Source organism: Massilia soli, assembly GCF_016809835.1.
Taxonomy (GTDB): domain Bacteria; phylum Pseudomonadota; class Gammaproteobacteria; order Burkholderiales; family Burkholderiaceae_D; genus Telluria_A; species Telluria_A soli.
In genome coordinates this window covers 251464-266995 of the sequence record NZ_JAFBIL020000007.1, presented here as the reverse complement: position 1 = coordinate 266995, position 15532 = coordinate 251464, and the positions used below count along the sequence as shown (strand labels likewise).

11 protein-coding genes are annotated in these 15532 nt (G+C 67.0%); 8 read left to right on the top strand and 3 right to left on the bottom strand.

Going from position 1 to position 15532, the window contains the following annotated elements; genetic code table 11:
• Positions 1-8: 8 nt before the first annotated feature.
• Positions 9-1061, bottom strand: coding sequence for a hypothetical protein (locus I4X03_RS18445; RefSeq protein ID WP_223469715.1), 1053 nt, complete (start codon positions 1059-1061; stop codon positions 9-11).
• Positions 1062-1277: 216 nt separating this feature from the next.
• Here I4X03_RS18445 and I4X03_RS18440 point away from each other — a divergent pair, with 216 nt between their 5' ends.
• The 7 genes from I4X03_RS18440 (at position 1278) to I4X03_RS18410 (ending at position 10031) form a co-directional block, all read left to right on the top strand.
• Complete coding sequence (locus I4X03_RS18440) at positions 1278-2759, top strand: zinc ribbon domain-containing protein (protein ID WP_223469714.1); 1482 nt, start codon at positions 1278-1280, stop codon at positions 2757-2759.
• On the top strand, positions 2756-4246 hold the full coding sequence (locus I4X03_RS18435; protein ID WP_223469713.1) for a hypothetical protein: 1491 nt from the start codon (positions 2756-2758) through the stop codon (positions 4244-4246). Before I4X03_RS18440 ends, I4X03_RS18435 begins: the two co-directional genes overlap by 4 nt.
• Positions 4247-4264: 18 nt before the next feature.
• A complete protein-coding gene (locus tag I4X03_RS18430) occupies positions 4265-4720 on the top strand; it encodes a hypothetical protein (protein WP_223469712.1) in 456 nt (151 codons plus the stop codon).
• A gap of 26 nt (positions 4721-4746) precedes the next feature.
• Positions 4747-8355 carry a tubulin-like doman-containing protein gene (locus tag I4X03_RS18425; protein ID WP_223469711.1) on the top strand — a complete coding sequence of 1203 codons (3609 nt, stop codon included), beginning with the start codon at positions 4747-4749 and terminating at the stop codon, positions 8353-8355.
• Between the two features lie 186 nt (positions 8356-8541).
• Positions 8542-9189 (top strand): hypothetical protein, encoded by a 648-nt coding sequence (locus I4X03_RS18420; protein ID WP_223469710.1) that lies wholly within the window; start codon positions 8542-8544, stop codon positions 9187-9189.
• A gap of 92 nt (positions 9190-9281) precedes the next feature.
• Positions 9282-9632 carry a hypothetical protein gene (locus I4X03_RS18415; protein WP_223469709.1) on the top strand — a complete coding sequence of 117 codons (351 nt, stop codon included), beginning with the start codon at positions 9282-9284 and terminating at the stop codon, positions 9630-9632.
• A gap of 63 nt (positions 9633-9695) precedes the next feature.
• Positions 9696-10031 (top strand): hypothetical protein, encoded by a 336-nt coding sequence (locus tag I4X03_RS18410; RefSeq protein ID WP_223469708.1) that lies wholly within the window; start codon positions 9696-9698, stop codon positions 10029-10031.
• Positions 10032-10043: 12 nt separating this feature from the next.
• Here I4X03_RS18410 and I4X03_RS18405 read toward each other — a convergent pair whose 3' ends face one another.
• Together I4X03_RS18405 and I4X03_RS18400 are read right to left on the bottom strand one after the other, a co-directional pair.
• Positions 10044-11096: a DUF5694 domain-containing protein gene (locus tag I4X03_RS18405; RefSeq protein WP_223469707.1), complete on the bottom strand. Its 1053-nt coding sequence runs from the start codon at positions 11094-11096 to the stop codon at positions 10044-10046.
• Between the two features lie 143 nt (positions 11097-11239).
• Positions 11240-13339, bottom strand: a complete 2100-nt coding sequence (locus I4X03_RS18400) for a tetratricopeptide repeat-containing diguanylate cyclase (protein WP_223469706.1) — start codon at positions 13337-13339, stop codon at positions 11240-11242.
• 272 nt (positions 13340-13611) lie between these two features.
• Here I4X03_RS18400 and I4X03_RS18395 point away from each other — a divergent pair, with 272 nt between their 5' ends.
• Positions 13612-15528, top strand: coding sequence for a TOL_0244 family TonB-dependent receptor (locus I4X03_RS18395; RefSeq protein ID WP_223469705.1), 1917 nt, complete (start codon positions 13612-13614; stop codon positions 15526-15528).
• The last annotated feature ends 4 nt before the right edge of the window (positions 15529-15532 follow it).

Here is a 15532-nt window from a genome sequence, read left to right as displayed (position 1 = left end):
GGCGCGGCTTATACCACCCAGTGTCCATCCTTGTAGACCTGACGCTCGTCGAGCCAGACCGCGTCGGTCACCGCGAAGATATCGATGTGGTAGCGCGCGTCCTTGCGCTTGAAGCCCGGCTTCTGGTACACGCCATGCTTGGCGCCCAGCGACAGGTGGATGCCGCACATGCGCTCGTAGGTGCCGATGTCGTTGACCCGGCGCTCGATGGTGAAGGCGCGGTTCATGCCGAAGCCAAGCTCGCGCACCCACACCTCGCCCTCGTCGGCGCGGATCATCGCCAGCACGTGCTCGAAGTCCGGGGTCGCGTCGCGCGTGCCGATCACCCGCCCGCGTTCGATAACCAGCGTCACCGGCACGGCAGGGCGGTTGACCATGTAGGCCGTGTCGCCGAACACGTGCACCCGCACTTCGCCGTTCACCGCTTCAAGGTCCTGCGCTTCGGTGAACACCTCGCCGATCGGGAACTGGCCGCCGACGTTGTTCATGTCGCTGTAGTCGCCGATATTGAGCTTGGCCGGCTCCAGTCTCGATGCGAACACCAGCGGCTTGGCGCCGCCGCTGAACACCGTCGCCGAACCCGCGCCATCGATCAGCGCCTTGAGCGCGCGCCCGGTGCCGCGGTAGTAGCCAGCGTCGTAGGCCAGCGACTCGATATAGTGTTCGCCCTGCGCGCCGGGCATGCGCGACAGGTGCACATGTTCGATCACCTTCAGGCCAAGCTTGAACAATTCCACGCGGATACGGAATGCATCGATGCGGAAATTGGTCGACTGCACCAGCACGACCAGGTCGGACGCCTGCATTTGCCTGAACGCGGCCAGAACTTCGTCCGGCCCGGCAGTGTCGAAGTCGAGGAAGTCGGCGTCAGGCAAATTGCGCCGGTAGCCCTCGGCCAGCGCGCGCGCCAGGTCGCAGCGGGTGTCGAACACCACCAGCGCGCGGTGCGCCGGCCCATGTTCCACCACAGTGGACAAGATGTCGCCCACATGCTGCGTGGCGGAATCAACAACATGGCTTGGAATGGTGCCGAACTCGGCAGCGGTGGCGGCGGTGGTCATGGTTCTGCTCTGCGAAGGAAACAACCCGTCATTATACGGTTGGGGCGTCCCATCCCCGTTGCGGCAGTAGCGGATTTCGCACCCGCCGGGTTCGCTTGATAGTACCGGGCAATTAAACCGCCCGGAGTTTCCAGTTGCGCTATGATTTATCAAGCAACAGCGCCCCATTGCGGTGGGCATCGTTGCGTATATTCATACATATATCAGGCGAGCGAGATGGCATACCGATGGGAAGCGCCAGCCAGCGTCTGGCTGGAGGACGACAAGAGCGGGCAATTTGAACTGGTATCGAGCGAAGGCTTGAGCCGGATCGATTGGCATGCCCAGGAGCGCGGCCGCGTGCCCGACTGCGCCCAGCTGCTTGGCGCATCGCTCCCGTTGTCGTGCGACTGCTCGGCGATCTACCCGGAAGGCTTCGCGTTCTGCCCCAACTGCGGGCGCGCGCTCGACAAGCTGGCGGGCCAGCTGAAAAGCCAGCCCGACTGGTGGGGGCCGTCGTCCGATCAGTTCCTGCCGCGCCACGTGCCGCACGGCCTGCCGGTGACCATGCTGCCGCTCGGCGACAGCCTCGAAGAACGGCCCGCCGCACCCGAGGTGGGCCGCCCCGAGCTGGCGATGCCGGTGCCGCCCAACGCCCACTGCATGTTTGCCGCCGGCACCTATGGCTTTCCGGTGCAGCGCCTGCTGGCGCTGGCCGGCGCACGCGGCGTGCTGCAATACTGGGACCCGATGGCGCAGCTGTGGCATGTGATGGCCGCCGAAGACGGCGCCGCGTCGCTGGCCTTCAGTGCATCCGAGTACGCGTGGCTACCGGCACTGAACCCGACCCGCGGCGAAGTCGCGCTGCTGCCGACAAACGACGGCTTGCAGCGGCTGTGGATCAACCCGGTCAGCGAAACCTACCGCACCGAATGCCTGCTCAACGCGCCGCTGGCCAGCAGCCCGGGCATGATCCGGCGCCATCTCGCCTGCCTGTTCAACAGTGACGGCGCCACGCAGCTGTGGACCGCCCATGCCGACGGGCGCGAACCGCGCGTGTTCGATTGCAGCGGCGTTCCGGGCGCCGGCTGGAGCCGCCCGGTGGCCTACGACGAGCGCCTCACCTGGCTGCACGCGCAGGGCCAGTTGTCCTGGCGCGCGGGCGCGGTACCGCAATGGCTGCCATGGCCGCGTGGCTGGACCCCGCGCCTTGAATTCGGCGGCCCGACACAAAGCCGCGACGGCCGCCTGTGGCTCATCGGGCATGGCGCCGACGGCTACTCGTTCCTTGAACTGGGCACGGCGACGCCGCAATCGGAGCCGGTCAACGGCGCGCGCCTGGGCTTTGCCAGCCTGATGTTCCGGCGCGGCCACGCCGTGGTCGGAGAACCCTGGGACCCCGAGCACGTCGAGGACCCGCACGACGACGACACGCTGGTGCTGCCGCTGCTGCGCGGCTTCAACAACAACCGCAGCCAGCCAAGCGGGCTGGTACTGCGCTTTCACAAATACACCGGCAGGGCGGAAGACGCGCTGTCGGGCCGCACGATTGCACGCACCACCGCCGAATGGATCGGCAAGCGCAACGTCATCCTCGATGACATCGTGCGCCTCGCGCGGCCGCTCGAATGCGTGCCGTTCGTGTACGACAGCTGCCTGTGGCTGCACCATCCCGACTGGAACCAGATGCGCGGGTGGCGACTGGAAGAACTGTCGTGAGGCGCGCTGGCATCCACCTGGCCGCGGCCGCGGCGCTGGCCGGCGCCTGCCTGCCCGCGCTGGCCGTGTCGCATGTGTTCCTGGTCCAGAACTCGGGCTGGATGGAGCCGTTTTACGCTGACCCGGCGTCGCAGTTCAAGCCTTTGGTGATTGAACTGGCCGCCGCCGTGACGCGGCCGGGCGACCTGATGGTGCTGGCCTCGTTCAACCAGAGCCGTCCCGGCGCACCGTCGCCCAAGGCGCTGCTGTCGGCGCGGGTCGCCGGCGACGGCGCGCGCGCGCAGGTGCGCGGCGCGATCGCTTCGCTGCAGCCTGCGCGCAAGCCTGGCAGCGGCGCGCTGGCCGACACCGATCTTGGCGAGGCGGTACAGGCGGCGACCGGCAAGGCGCTCGGCGGCAAGCCCGGCCTGGTATGGCTGGTGACAAACAACCGCAACAGCCCGAACAACGACCAGGCCACCGCGCTGCGCAACCGCGAGTTTTACCAGCTGATCCATGCCGGCGGCGGCATCACCAAAACGCTTGCATGGCCGTTGAAAATGCCGGTGCAGGGGCAGCAGTTCCGCGCAAACGGCCTGATGGTGTACGTGTTTGCGGTCGGCGCGCAGGGAGCGAGCGAACTCGATGCGCTGCTTGCGTCCGGCCGCATCGCCAAGGTGATCACCGAGCCGCCCGCGCGCCTCAAGCCGCTGGACCGCGCCACCGTGCGGCTGGTGCCGCGCAAGGTGGAAGACGCGCCCGGCGTGTCGTTTTCGATGGCCGCCAACGGCATGCTGCGCGCCGACGTGTCGCCCGACGCCAAGACCCCGCTCGCCAAGATCGGCTGGAACCTCGAAAACACGATGTACCCGTACACCATCGCCAGCGCGACGCTGTCCGCGCGCTCGGTGCTGGGCGGCGAAGAGCGCCCGATACGGCTGGCGAATGGCGCCGTCGACAGCCTTGCGCCGGGCGAGAGCGTACCGCTGGCGTCGGTGATGCAGTTGCCGGTCGCGCAGCTGCCGTCCAAATGGTCGTTCCAGGCGCTCGGCTCGGCCGGTTCGGCCTACGTGCTGCCGGGCCGGATCGAACTGACACTGACCGGCCAGCGCCTTGTATTGTCGCGTGCCTTCCGCGAGCGCATGGCGGCGCTGTTCCCGGGCGACCCGCTGCCGGATATCTTCATTCCGCCCTCGAACATCGACGGCTCGCACGCGGTGCTGCCGATCGAGGTCCGGGTGCATTACGGCGTCGGCCCGCTGCTGGCCGTGATGGCGGCGGCGCTTGGCGCGCTGGCCGCGGCGGCAGCCGGAGCGTACGCGCTGGGCCGCCCGCGCAAGGCGCTCGTCACGGTGGAGGGCGAACAGCGCACGATGATGGCGCGCGCCGGCACCACGCAACCGATTTACGACAAGGCCGGCACCAAGGTCGCCAGCCTGAAGACAACACTTTTCGGCCACCAGCTGACCGACCTGCGCGATGGCGCGCAGGTGCGGCTGGGCCGCTGACCCACGAGGAAACCACGCATGCAGAACGACCAGACTCCAGCGACGCCAACCGACGATCCGGGCTTCAAGCTGCCGGGCGAGACCGGCGCCGAGCCCACCACCGGCGCACCGGCGGACACGCCGGCCGCCAGCACCGGGCAGGTTGAAGTGGTGCCGTCGACGGTGGAGGGCGCGCCCGTCACCGACACCTCGACGCGCGACCTGGCGGTCGGCGCGGCGGTGTTCGCGGTGCTGCTGCTGGTGTACTTCTTCGTGCGTAACGCCTACGTGCACCACCTGGTGGTGCGGCGGGTGGCGCCGTCGTCGGCCGGCAGCGCCGGCTGGCTGCTGTTCGTCGGCCTGGCGTTCATGAGTGCCGCCGCGGTACTGGCGATCATCAACGCCAGCAAATTCCTGACCTTCGCGGTCACCGCACCGCTGGTCGCGGTGGGCCTGGTGGCGCTGGCCGCCGCCTTTTTCGTCGGCCGCCGCTGACCTCCACCACACCGAAAGAACAGAACATGGCAGATTTCCCAAGCACAGAGAAGAAGGCGGAGCTGAAGGTCGACTTGCGCCCGACGCTGTTTATCGGCGCCGGCGGCACCGGCATGGAGGTGATGCTGCGCATCCGCCGCCGCATCCTGTCCGCGGTCTGGAACAAGCAGGACCCGACCCGGGTCGAATCGATCGGCCAGTTCCCGGTCGCGCGCTTCCTCCATTTCGACCTCGACAACAGCGCCATCATCGACGAGGGCAAGTCGCAGCGCACCGACCCGTGGTACGAGCTGGTCAAGCTGTCGGACGAAGAACGCCTGGTCGAACCGATCGACCTGCCGCAATACCACGAGTCCGACGACAGCCTGGCGCGCTTCCCGCTGATCGAAAACTGGATGCCGCTGCGGCCCAAGAAACTGCGCTCGCTGGGGATTGACCCTTCCAAAGGCGCGGGGCAGATCCGCGCGGTGGCGCGGCTGTACCTGTTCGACAAATACCCCAAGCTGCGCGGGCGCATCAAGGGCGCGCTGAATTTCCTGAGCAGCAACGCCGGCAACGAGCGCAAGGAAAACTACCAGCGCCTCGGCCTGCAGGTCGACACGTCCAAGTTCCGCATCGTCGTCATCGGCTCATGCGCCGGCGGCACCGGCGCCGGCACCGCGCTCGACCTGGGCTGGATCTCCAAGGCCATCGCGCGCCAGGAAGTGTCGGACAGCCAGGTCGACCTGGTGATGTTCCTGCCGTCCGGCTTCGCCAAGGCCAACAAGGAGCGCACCGAGGCAAACGCCTACGCCACGCTGATGGAACTGGAAACCGCGATGCGCGACATGAACGCGCAGGTTCGCTGGGCCGATCCGGATGCGCTGGTGGGCAAGGGCGCGCCGTTCGACGACGTGTACTTTGTCGACACCGCCAACCTCGCCAACAAGGCCACCGGCGACATCAAGGACATCTACCAGATGGTGGCCGACACCCTGTTCGAAGACTTCGCCTCGGCCGATTTCGCCAACCGCAAGCGCTCGGTGGCGGTCAACCAGCAGCAGCACAAGCTGGGGCCGTACAACCCGCGCGTGCCGGAGCAGCGCTTCGGCGACATGCGCCTGTCGTACTCCAAGGTGTATTCGGCGTTCGGCCAGGCGGTGCTCGACACCCAGCAGGGCCTGCGCGACGACATCCGGGCCTATGAATTGGCGGCGCTGATGGTCAAGGCATTTTTCGGCCTGGTGGGCCGCGACGGCGCCGCCGCGCGCCGCGCCGGCGACCAGGAACGCGACATCTTCATGCGCGAGCAGATGCAGATGAACGAGCATCCGTTCAACGAGTTCCCCGATTTCAAGAAGGGCACGGCCGACCTGACGCCGTTCCAGGAATACGCGCTGACCGACCAGCTGTTGATGGACAAGGACCAGCGCTCGCTGCTCGAACGGGTCGAGAGCAAGGTGCAGGTCGAGATGGACCGCATCATGGCGTCCTACGACGTCAGGCAATGGCGCGAGAAAGTGGCCGAGCTGCTGCCGCACCTTGAACGCGACGCGATCCGCGAGGCCGGGGCCACCGCCGAGACCAGCGAAGACCGCATCAAGCGCCACACGGTGGAACTGACCGGGCGCCTGAAAGAGCGCGCGCGCAACCAGCTATACGCGCTGCTGGACGACCGCAAGCAGGGAGGGCTCGAGTTCGTGCTGTCGCTGCTCGAGCAGGTCAAGGCGCGCCTGCTGCAGCGCGACCTCGGCAACGCGGACCGCAACGGCAAACGCTATCGCGACATTCGCGATGCGCTGCGCACGCGCCAGGTCGAGGAATCGCTCGGCAACCTGGCGCAGGCATCGACGCGCCTGATCGGCAAGGAGGCGCAGGCGCGCGAAGTGATGGGCCACCTCAAGCGCGATATCTCGGACTACCTGCGCTTCCACCTGCTGGCGGTGGCGGCGTCGCAGTCGATCGAAGTGATGCGCGCGCTGTCGGCATGGCTGGGCGATCCGCAGTCGACCGACGAGCAAGGGCAGCCGGTGTGGAGCGGCATCGCCGGCGAATTCCAGGAAGGACGGCGCGCCGTGCAGGGCATGCTGGGCGCAGTCGACCGCCGCATCGAGCAGCTGCGCGCCGACGCCCAGCAAGAGCACGCGACCTACATCAAGCTGGCCGGCGACCTGGAACCGGAACCGGTCAGGCTGACCGGCGACGTCAGCGCATGGAGCGAGGAAGTGTTGCTGGAGTTCGGCGGTTCGGCGCGCCTGTTCCCGCAGCTGGGCGACGACCGCCTGCGTTCCAGCTTGCTGCTCAAGCTGTTCCGGCGCGCCCAGACCCAGCTCTCGCGCGAGCACCTTGGCGAACAGGCGCCGCAAGATCCGCTGCTCGAACGGCTGGCCGCGATGTCGCCTGCCGAGCGCCATCGCATCTTCGGCGAGTGGATCAAGAGCGCGATGCCATGGATCAGCGCGCGCTTCTCGGCCGAGTTCACGCCGCGCGCCGACCAGTTCAAATGCTTCATCGGGGTTGGCGACGTCAATGCCTGGCGCCGCATGGAAGCGGAGATCCGCGCGGCGGTTCCCGCGGGCTACTTCCATGGCGACCTGGTCTCGATCGTCAACACCGGCATCACCGGGAAGGCGGTGTGCTACATCGAGCTGTCCGGCTATCCGATGACGGTGCTGCGCGGCCTGCCGACCTGGCGCACCTCGTACCAGATCGAGAATCCGAAGATTCCGACGCACCTGCATTTCGACTCGACCCGCTTCCGTCATCCGATCTCGCCGTCGATGGATGAACTGAACCGGCTGGCCGACGACTATGAATGGTTCCTGCAGGCGAACGCCCTCGGCGTCATCCGGCGCAAGGCCGACCTGGGCGACCGCGAAGCGTCGTTCCAGCCGCGCGGCCAGTACCTGTTTGAAGTCGAGCCGGGCTCCGGCGAGTGGCTCCAGATCGGCAATGAGTTTGCGATCCGCTCAAACGGCCTGCCGGCGTATTACCGCGAGCAGGTGATCGAAGGCGTGCGCCGCAAGCTGGCCGGCATGGGACCGCGCCAGCTGACGCTGCTTGCGGCGCTGATGCGCCACTATCAGCAGCGGGTGTACGAGCCGCGCCTTGAAGTCGACGAGACCGGCGCCCAGCTGCCGTCGCCATCGCTGCCGACCATCACCGCGCGGCGCCTGTATGAAGAATGGTTCAAGCGTGCGCGCGCGCTTGACCCCGCGGTCGGTCCGCGCCACATCGACACGGCGTTTGCCAGCATCGGCGCGTGGACCGAAACGGTGCCCGGTTCGTCCAGCGACGCTTATGCGTGGGAAGTCGAGCGTCCGGTCGACAAGCGCATCATCAGCGCCGACTACCTGGCCAGCGAAGACGCCGCAGCGATGCTGATGGAGAAACCCGCCGCGGCGGCGCCAGCGCCGTCGGGTACGCGCTTCAAGCTGTTCCTCGATGGCGCGCAGGCTGGCCCGTTCACGCTCGGCGAAATCGCCCAGCGCATCGCGCGCGGCGAGGTAAGCGCGGCCACCAAGGTGTGGAACATGGCCTGGAACCCGAAGGCGGACAAGTGGCAGGGCGCCGCATCGCTCCCCGAACTGGCGCGCCTGTTCGATAGCGCGCAGGCGATTCCCAACCCTGACGACGACATTCCGGATCCGGATTAAAGGCCTTACGTGCAAGAGCAAGTGTACCGTTGTATCCATGCGGCCTGCGCGCGTCCTTTGCCGCGCAAGGTCGACTTTTGCCCATACTGCGGCACCGGGCAGCACCCCGGCGTTGACAACCCGGCCCACACGCGGCCGGCGGCTGCCCCATATATTCATCCGGCGCCGCCGCCGGCGCCCGTGCGCATGCCAGAGCCCGCGCGTGCACCGGCGCCCGCGCCAGCGGCCGCGGCAGCCACGCCGGCGGCCGCTGCGCCTGCGCCGGCAGCGGCGCCGCCCGCGCGAGGCTGGGGCCGCAAGGCCGCTCCCGCGCCAGCGCCGGTCAAGCCCGAACGCGGCCCGGTCAAGCTGCGCTGGTGGATCGGGCTGCTGGCCATCGTGCTGGGCTTGTGGATGTGGGATAAGCCGCGCAAGATCGAGGCGCGCGTCGACCGCGCGCTGGCGCTCGGCGCCGAGTGCAAGCTCAATGAAGCGCAGGCCGAACTGATCGCACTGCGCTCGACCCGCGCCACGCCGGAGCAGCTGCAGCGCCTCCAGCAAGGGCTCAACAAGGCGTCCAGCGCCTGCGAGCGCAAGCAGCAGCGCGCCAGGGCGTGGCGCGACACCGTCGCCGAGGTCGACCGTGCGATCGACGACGCCACCTTCATCAAGGCGCAGCAGCGCTTGCAGGGTTTTGTGCGCAACTGGGGCGAGGATGGCGACACGCGCAGCCTGAAGGAGAAGATCAGTACGGCGCGGGTCGCATGGCAAAACAGCGACGCCGGAAAGCTGGAGAAGGAAAAAGCCGACTGCCGTGCCCGCGGTGGCAGGTGGCTGGCGGGAAGCTGCTGGTAGGCGCCGGGCGCCTCGCAGGGAGGGCCACCAAAAAATGTAGAGGAAAATTATAATTTAGTCTACTATTTAAGCTATCTGACGGAGGACTCCTCATGAAAGCTTCGCTGAATTTCGCCTTGTTCACGCTGGCCTGTGCAAGCGCGCCGGCGCTGGCCTCCAGTTTCGACTGCGTCGCGCCGGACATCCCGAGCCGCTCAGTTACCAGGGAGGGCGTGCACCGCGTCCAGAAGCAGATCAAGACCTGGCGCGCGTGCTATGCCGGGCAGGAGGCGTCAGGCCATGCCCGTTCCGACGCCCAGAAACTCGACGCGCAGGTTGACGCCGATATCCAGAAATGGATGGACGCGACGCGCTCGGCATCGTCCAACCCCGCCAACGCGGCGGTGCTCGCCCACATCGAGCGCGAGCGGATCCGGTACATGCAGGCGCGCCACCTGCGCTGATTCGTGCCGTTCCCGCCTGCACAGGTGTATGCTACGAAGCAATATCATCAGGGGAACCTAACCATGAACACCACGATCATCGCCCGCGCCACCCTGGCGCTCGCCATCCTTGCCGGCCTTGCCGCCTGCACCCCGCGCGAAGACGATGTCGGGCCGGCGCAAAAGGCCGGCGCCGCGATCGACAATGCCGGCGACGAGGTCGCGCGCAAGATCCAGGAAAAGCTCGACAAGGCCGAGGAAGCGGGCGAGAAGATGGCCGAGGCCGCGCGCAGCACCGGCGACAAGATTGAAGACGCGACCAGCGACGCCAGCCGCGGGCTGGAAGAGGCGACCAAACAAGCCGGCAAGAAGGTCGAACGCGCCGGCGAAAAAATCCAGGAAGCTGCCGAGCCGGATTAATCCAGCCAGCGCTTATTTCAAGACCGCTTGCACGTCGACGATGTCGACACCCTGCAGCTGGCCGAGCCAGCCGTCGAGCCACGGCTTGTGCGCGACCCCGACGATGGAGACCACGCGCGCGCCGGGACGCTCGCGGAAGGTTTCGCGGATGTTGGCCACCATGCGCAGGTTGCGGATTTCCCAGCCGCCGACCCAGATCCGCGGATACCCTTGCGGCGACTTCGCGCGCATCGCCGGGCCCACGTTGGCTTCGGCGTACACCGCCAGGCCTTGCGGCTGGTTCAGGTAGCGGTACAGGGGCAGCAAGTCAGGCGCTTGCGCCAGCACCTGCTGGCGCTGGTCGCGCTGTTTCAACAACGCGCCTCCCTCGGCCCAGGCCGCCTCTATCTCCTTGACGAAGGCTTTGATGTCGGGCACGTCGATGCGGTCGCCGGTATGGTTGTCGACGGCATGGACCCGTTGCAAACCGAGCCGCGCTGCCAGCCGGGCCGCTACCTGATAGTTCTCATTGTTGCGCTTGGCGATGTTGCCGAGCTGGCCGACCAGCGCCGCGTCCAGGCTGTCGGCAGGGTGGCGCTCGGCCTCCGCCAGCTGCAGCCACTGCACGTAGGCCGAGGCGCGGTCCTGCGCCGCCAGGAACAGCGCGACCAGGCGCCGCCGCTGCGCCGGCGTCGCTTGCGCGGGCCAGGCCTTGAGGGTCTTGTCGACTTCCGCGATGGCCGCCGGAACATCCAGGCCGGTGGCGGCCCTGGCGGCATCGGCTGGTGCGCAATAGTCCGCGCCGTACTTTGCCGGGTGGCGGGCCGCCAGATCGCATTCCTCGCCGGACTCGGCTTCAATGGTGACGATGTCGGGCCTGAACGCGGCCAGCTTGTCCAGGACGCCGTCCAGTGCCGCCGGGTTGAAGCCGGCCGGCAGGGCGTTCAGGTGGATCGTGCCCAGTACCAGCACCTGGGCGCGCGCTCCGTACATGCCGCGGTCGAGCGTGGCCAGCTGGCCTTGCGCTTGCACGGCGAGCGGCGCCGCCGCCAGTAACGCCAGGATCCACTTGGCCGATGTCGTCATGTCGTTTCCCGATCCGCGCTGATTGTTGAGTAGCTGCACAATGTAAGGAAATCAGGACGGCGGCGCAACGGCAGGCCGGACGAAACGCGCATTTCGCCGCCCAGGATGTCGCATACGGGGAGTGGTTTGCGCGCGATGCCGCGTCAGTTGATGGTGGCGCGCTGCTCGGCCTGCACGTCGGCCTGCGGCCATGCCGCTTTGCGTGGCGCGGGCGTGTCGCCCAGCACCACCGTCATGTCGACGAAGCCTTCGCGCCAGGCGCGTTCGAGGTCTTGCTCGATATTTTCCATCGAGGTCTTGTCGAAATTGGCGAAGCCGCGCACGCCGTAGGCGCGGTTGCGGCCGTGTGCCTTGGCCAGGTACAGCGCCATGTCGACCAGGTTGACGGCGCGCTCCCACGATAGTTCGGCGCTGCCGGGCTTGAGCGGGAACGGCGCGTAGCCGACCGAAACGCGCACCGGAATCGTGCTGCCCTGGTAGACGATGTCCTGCGCCGCAACGCCGGCGAGCAGGCGCGCGGCGATCTCGTCGACGCCGCTGCGTGGAATCGCCGGCAGGAAGGCCAGGAATTCCTCGCCGCCCCAGCGCACGATCATGTCGGTTTCGCGCAGGATCACGCGCAGGTGATCCGAGATCATCTTCAGCACCATGTCGCCGGCGGCGTGGCCGTGGCGGTCGTTGACATGCTTGAAGTGGTCGACATCGAGCAGGAAGATCGCGCCGATGACTTCCTCGCCCGAGGTGCCGGAGCCGCGCTGCTCGGTGTGCACATGGTTGCGCATGAACTCCTGGAAGTGGCGCCGGTTGTACAAGCCGGTGAGCGGATCGCGCGAGCTTTGCTGCTTGAGTTCCTGGTTCTTCTCTTCCAGCCGGGCGTTGGCGCTGCGGACCTTGCGGTACAGGGTGCCGACAATGACCGCGGCCATCGCGAACACCAGCGCGAGAAGCCACCAGACCCGCTGCTGCAGGCGGCGGTTGTCGATCTCGGTGGTCTTGAGCTGGTTCTCGCGGCTAAGCAGTGCGATCTGGCGCTGTTTTTTTTCGGTTTCGTATTTTGCCTGCAGCTCCAGCAGCGCCTTCTGGCGGCTATCCTTGAACAGGTCGTCGGCGATGGCGCGCTCGCGGTGGTAGGCCGCCACTGCGCCAGCCATGTCGCCCGCGCGTTCCAGCGCCTCGCCGTATTCCTGCAACACGGTGCGGAGTTCCGGCTTGTCGCCAGACTGCTCGAAATAAGCCAGGCCGATGTCGAATTCGCGCTTGCCCTCGGCCAGCTGGCCACGGCCCAGGTGGGCCTGTCCCAGGTTGATGCGGGCGATCGCTTCGTCGCCATCGCTGTGCACCTTGTTCGCTGCCGTGATGGCCTGGCGCGCATAGCTTGCCGCGCGGTTGAAGTCCTGCCGCTTCAGGTAGTTGTCCGACAGATCGACCAGCGAACCGACGATCATCGTCTCGGCGCCGATTCTGCGCTGCAGCGCGAGCGCTTCGAGCAGGGCGTTGAGGGCGCGGTCGGCCTGGCCGGTTTCGAGGGCCAACCCGTATTCGGTGTTCTTCAGCGTGGCCATGCGGCCCGGCGAGTTGGTCTTGACGGCGATGGTCGACGCTTCGGCCAGCGCCTCGAAACCCTTGTCGTACTCTTTCAGCCTGCCATACTGGGACGCCAGCGCGTTCAGGGCCATCACCTGCGGGATCGGCGCGCCATGGCTGCGCGCCAATGCGACCGCTTCCTGCAGCTTGCCCAGTGCGGCCGGCAGGTTGCCTTCCTCGGCGTAGGCGGCGCCCGAGGTGATCGCCGCTTCGACGCGCAGCGGCATGTCGGCGGTGCCGCCGGCCATGCGCTCGGCTTCCCAGATCAACTGGTGCGCCAGCTCGTTCTGGTTCTTTCGCGACGCGACATACGCTTTCGACAGCAAGCCCTTGGCGACCAGGACCTTGTCATTGTGCTTCTTTCCGAGGACGACCAGTTCGTCGGCCAGTGCCAGCGCAGCGTCGTGACGGCCGATCGCGCGTTCGGCGAGCGACAGCACGTTGAGCCATTCGCCCTTGGTGGCCGGCGGCGCGGCGCGCGCGCCGGCTTCGATCTGGCGTAGCTGGCCCACCGCCTTTTCCGGCACGAAGCGGCCAACCTCGCGGATCTCGGCCAGACGCCGGTCCAGGTCACTCACTTGTGCCATGGCCATGGACGAGACCAGGCAAAGCGCTGCCAGCATCGCAGCGCCCTTGCGTTTGTGGATTGTCCCGATCATGTCGCCAGTTGGCATCACGTCCCTCTGAGTGGATCTGTGCACAATTATATTCGTGTTGCAAGACGGAAAAATCATGGCAAGCCCAGATTTTTTCGAATACTGCACACTAACACCGTATTTACTTGCCGGATACGCTGTCGTGGCGGGATCTGTCAAGAGGGTACAGCCGTTGTGAACGAGCAACGGTTTTAAAATGCCCGTGGGTATAATTCCGGCTTCCTGCCCGGGCTCCCCAGCCCCAGCACCGTGCTTTCCTTCCTCATTGGAGTTGTATGCATCTCATCCGGAAACGCCCGGGCTTGCGGCTGGCCGTCGCAGCCACCCTCGGCCTTTGCTGCAGCGCAGCGATCGCCGACGACCAGGACTTGCCCTCGCTGTCGCTCGAACAACTCAGTGAAGTGGTGGTCACGTCGGTGTCGCGCCAGGAGGAGCGGCTGGCCAATGCGGCTGCATCGATCTACATCATCAGCGCCACCGACATCGCGCGCAGCGGCATCCTCACCCTGCCTGAAGCGCTGCGCCTTGCGCCCAACCTGCAGGTGGCGCGGGTCGATGCGCGCAACTACGCGATTACCGCGCGCGGCTTCAACACCCCGTTCCAGAACAAGCTGCTGGTGCTGATCGATGGCCGCAGCGTCTACTCGCCGCTGTTCTCGGGCGTCTACTGGGATGCCCAGGATGTCCTGATCAGCGATATCGAACGCATTGAAGTCATCAGCGGCCCGGGCGCGACGATCTACGGCGCCAATGCGGTCAATGGCGTCATCAACATCATCACCAAGTCGTCCAAGGATTCGCAGGGCGGCCTGGCGGCTGCGGCCGCCGGCGATGACGTGCGCACCGGGGGCATGCGCTTCGGCGCCAGGATCCCGAACGGCCATTACCGCCTGTACGCCAAGGCGATCGAGGTCGACGACACCCTGACCGCATCCGGCGTCGACACCAATACCGGCTTCCGGCGCCAGCAGGCGGGCTTCCGCGCCGACTGGGACCTGGGCGGCTACGGGCTGCGCGTCTCCGCCGACGCCTACGAGGGCCACCTCGGGCAGACCGGCACCCGCAACATCGCCATCAGCGGCGCCAACCTGACCACCGCCCTCGACATGCGCCTGGCGGGCGGCTCGGACCTGCATATCGGCCTGATTCTCGACCACACCGAGCGCAACCAGCCGGCCGCGTTTTTCGAGCGCCTCGATACGGTAGACCTGTCGCTGCAGCACAATGTGCGCCTCGGCGAGAGCCACCGGCTGTCGTGGGGCGGCGGCTATCGCAGCGCCAGGGACCGGGTCACCAACGGTCCGGCGTTCGGATTCCTTCCCGAAGAGCTGCGGCTGGACTGGACCAACCTGTTCGCCCAGGATGAGGTCACCCTGTCGCCGACGCTGAAGGCGACGCTCGGCCTCAAGCTGGAACGCAACCACTACACCGGCCTGGAACACCTGCCCAACCTGCGCCTGGCCTGGACGCCCGGTGCGCGCCACCTGGTATGGGGCAGCCTGGCGCGCTCGGTGCGGGCGCCGTCGCGCATCGACCGCGACCTCTATGCGCCGACCGTACCGGCCGTCGTCAACGGCGTGCCGCAGTATGCGATCGCGGGCGGGCCGGATTTCGTGTCCGAAGTCGTCAAGGTGGCCGAGCTGGGCTACCGCTCGCAGATGACCGATACCTTTTCGTACTCGGTGACCGCCTACCGCGCCGACTATGACAGGCTGCGCACGCTGGAGCCGCGGGCGCAGGGCGGATCGGAGTTCAGGAACCTGGGCGAAGGCGCCAGCAAAGGGATTGAAGCATGGTGGCGCTGGCAGCCGCGCTCCAACTGGCGCCTGTCGGGCGGCGTGGTGGTCCAGGATGTCGAGCTGGGCTTCAGCCCGGACAGCCGGGACGCCAGCGCAAGCACCGGCCTGGCCAACAACGATGCGCGCCGCCAGTGGTTCCTGCGCTCGTACTTCGACCTGACCGACGCCCACAAGATCGACTTCTCGCTGCGCTATAACTCCGGCCTGCCCAATCCCGCGGTGCCGGCATACACCGAGCTCGACGCGCAGTGGACCTGGAGCCTGGGGGAGAACCTCGACATCGCGCTGATCGGCAAGAACCTGCTGCATTCGTCGCATGCCGAATTCGGCAGCGCGCGCACGGCCAACATGTTCCAGCGCAGCGCCATGATCAAACTGGTCAAGCGCTTCTGAAGCC

What these genes read in the sequence shown, in the direction of transcription:
- I4X03_RS18445 (WP_223469715.1), bottom strand. Translation starts at nt 1,061, where the DNA reads ATGACCACCGCCGCCACCGCTGCCGAGTTCGGCACCATTCCAAGCCAT.
- I4X03_RS18440 (WP_223469714.1), top strand. Translation starts at nt 1,278, where the DNA reads ATGGCATACCGATGGGAAGCGCCAGCCAGCGTCTGGCTGGAGGACGAC.
- I4X03_RS18430 (WP_223469712.1), top strand. Translation starts at nt 4,265, where the DNA reads ATGCAGAACGACCAGACTCCAGCGACGCCAACCGACGATCCGGGCTTC.
- I4X03_RS18425 (WP_223469711.1), top strand. Translation starts at nt 4,747, where the DNA reads ATGGCAGATTTCCCAAGCACAGAGAAGAAGGCGGAGCTGAAGGTCGAC.
- I4X03_RS18420 (WP_223469710.1), top strand. Translation starts at nt 8,542, where the DNA reads ATGCCAGAGCCCGCGCGTGCACCGGCGCCCGCGCCAGCGGCCGCGGCA.
- I4X03_RS18415 (WP_223469709.1), top strand. Translation starts at nt 9,282, where the DNA reads ATGAAAGCTTCGCTGAATTTCGCCTTGTTCACGCTGGCCTGTGCAAGC.
- I4X03_RS18410 (WP_223469708.1), top strand. Translation starts at nt 9,696, where the DNA reads ATGAACACCACGATCATCGCCCGCGCCACCCTGGCGCTCGCCATCCTT.
- I4X03_RS18405 (WP_223469707.1), bottom strand. Translation starts at nt 11,096, where the DNA reads ATGACGACATCGGCCAAGTGGATCCTGGCGTTACTGGCGGCGGCGCCG.
- I4X03_RS18400 (WP_223469706.1), bottom strand. Translation starts at nt 13,339, where the DNA reads ATGATCGGGACAATCCACAAACGCAAGGGCGCTGCGATGCTGGCAGCG.
- I4X03_RS18395 (WP_223469705.1), top strand. Translation starts at nt 13,612, where the DNA reads ATGCATCTCATCCGGAAACGCCCGGGCTTGCGGCTGGCCGTCGCAGCC.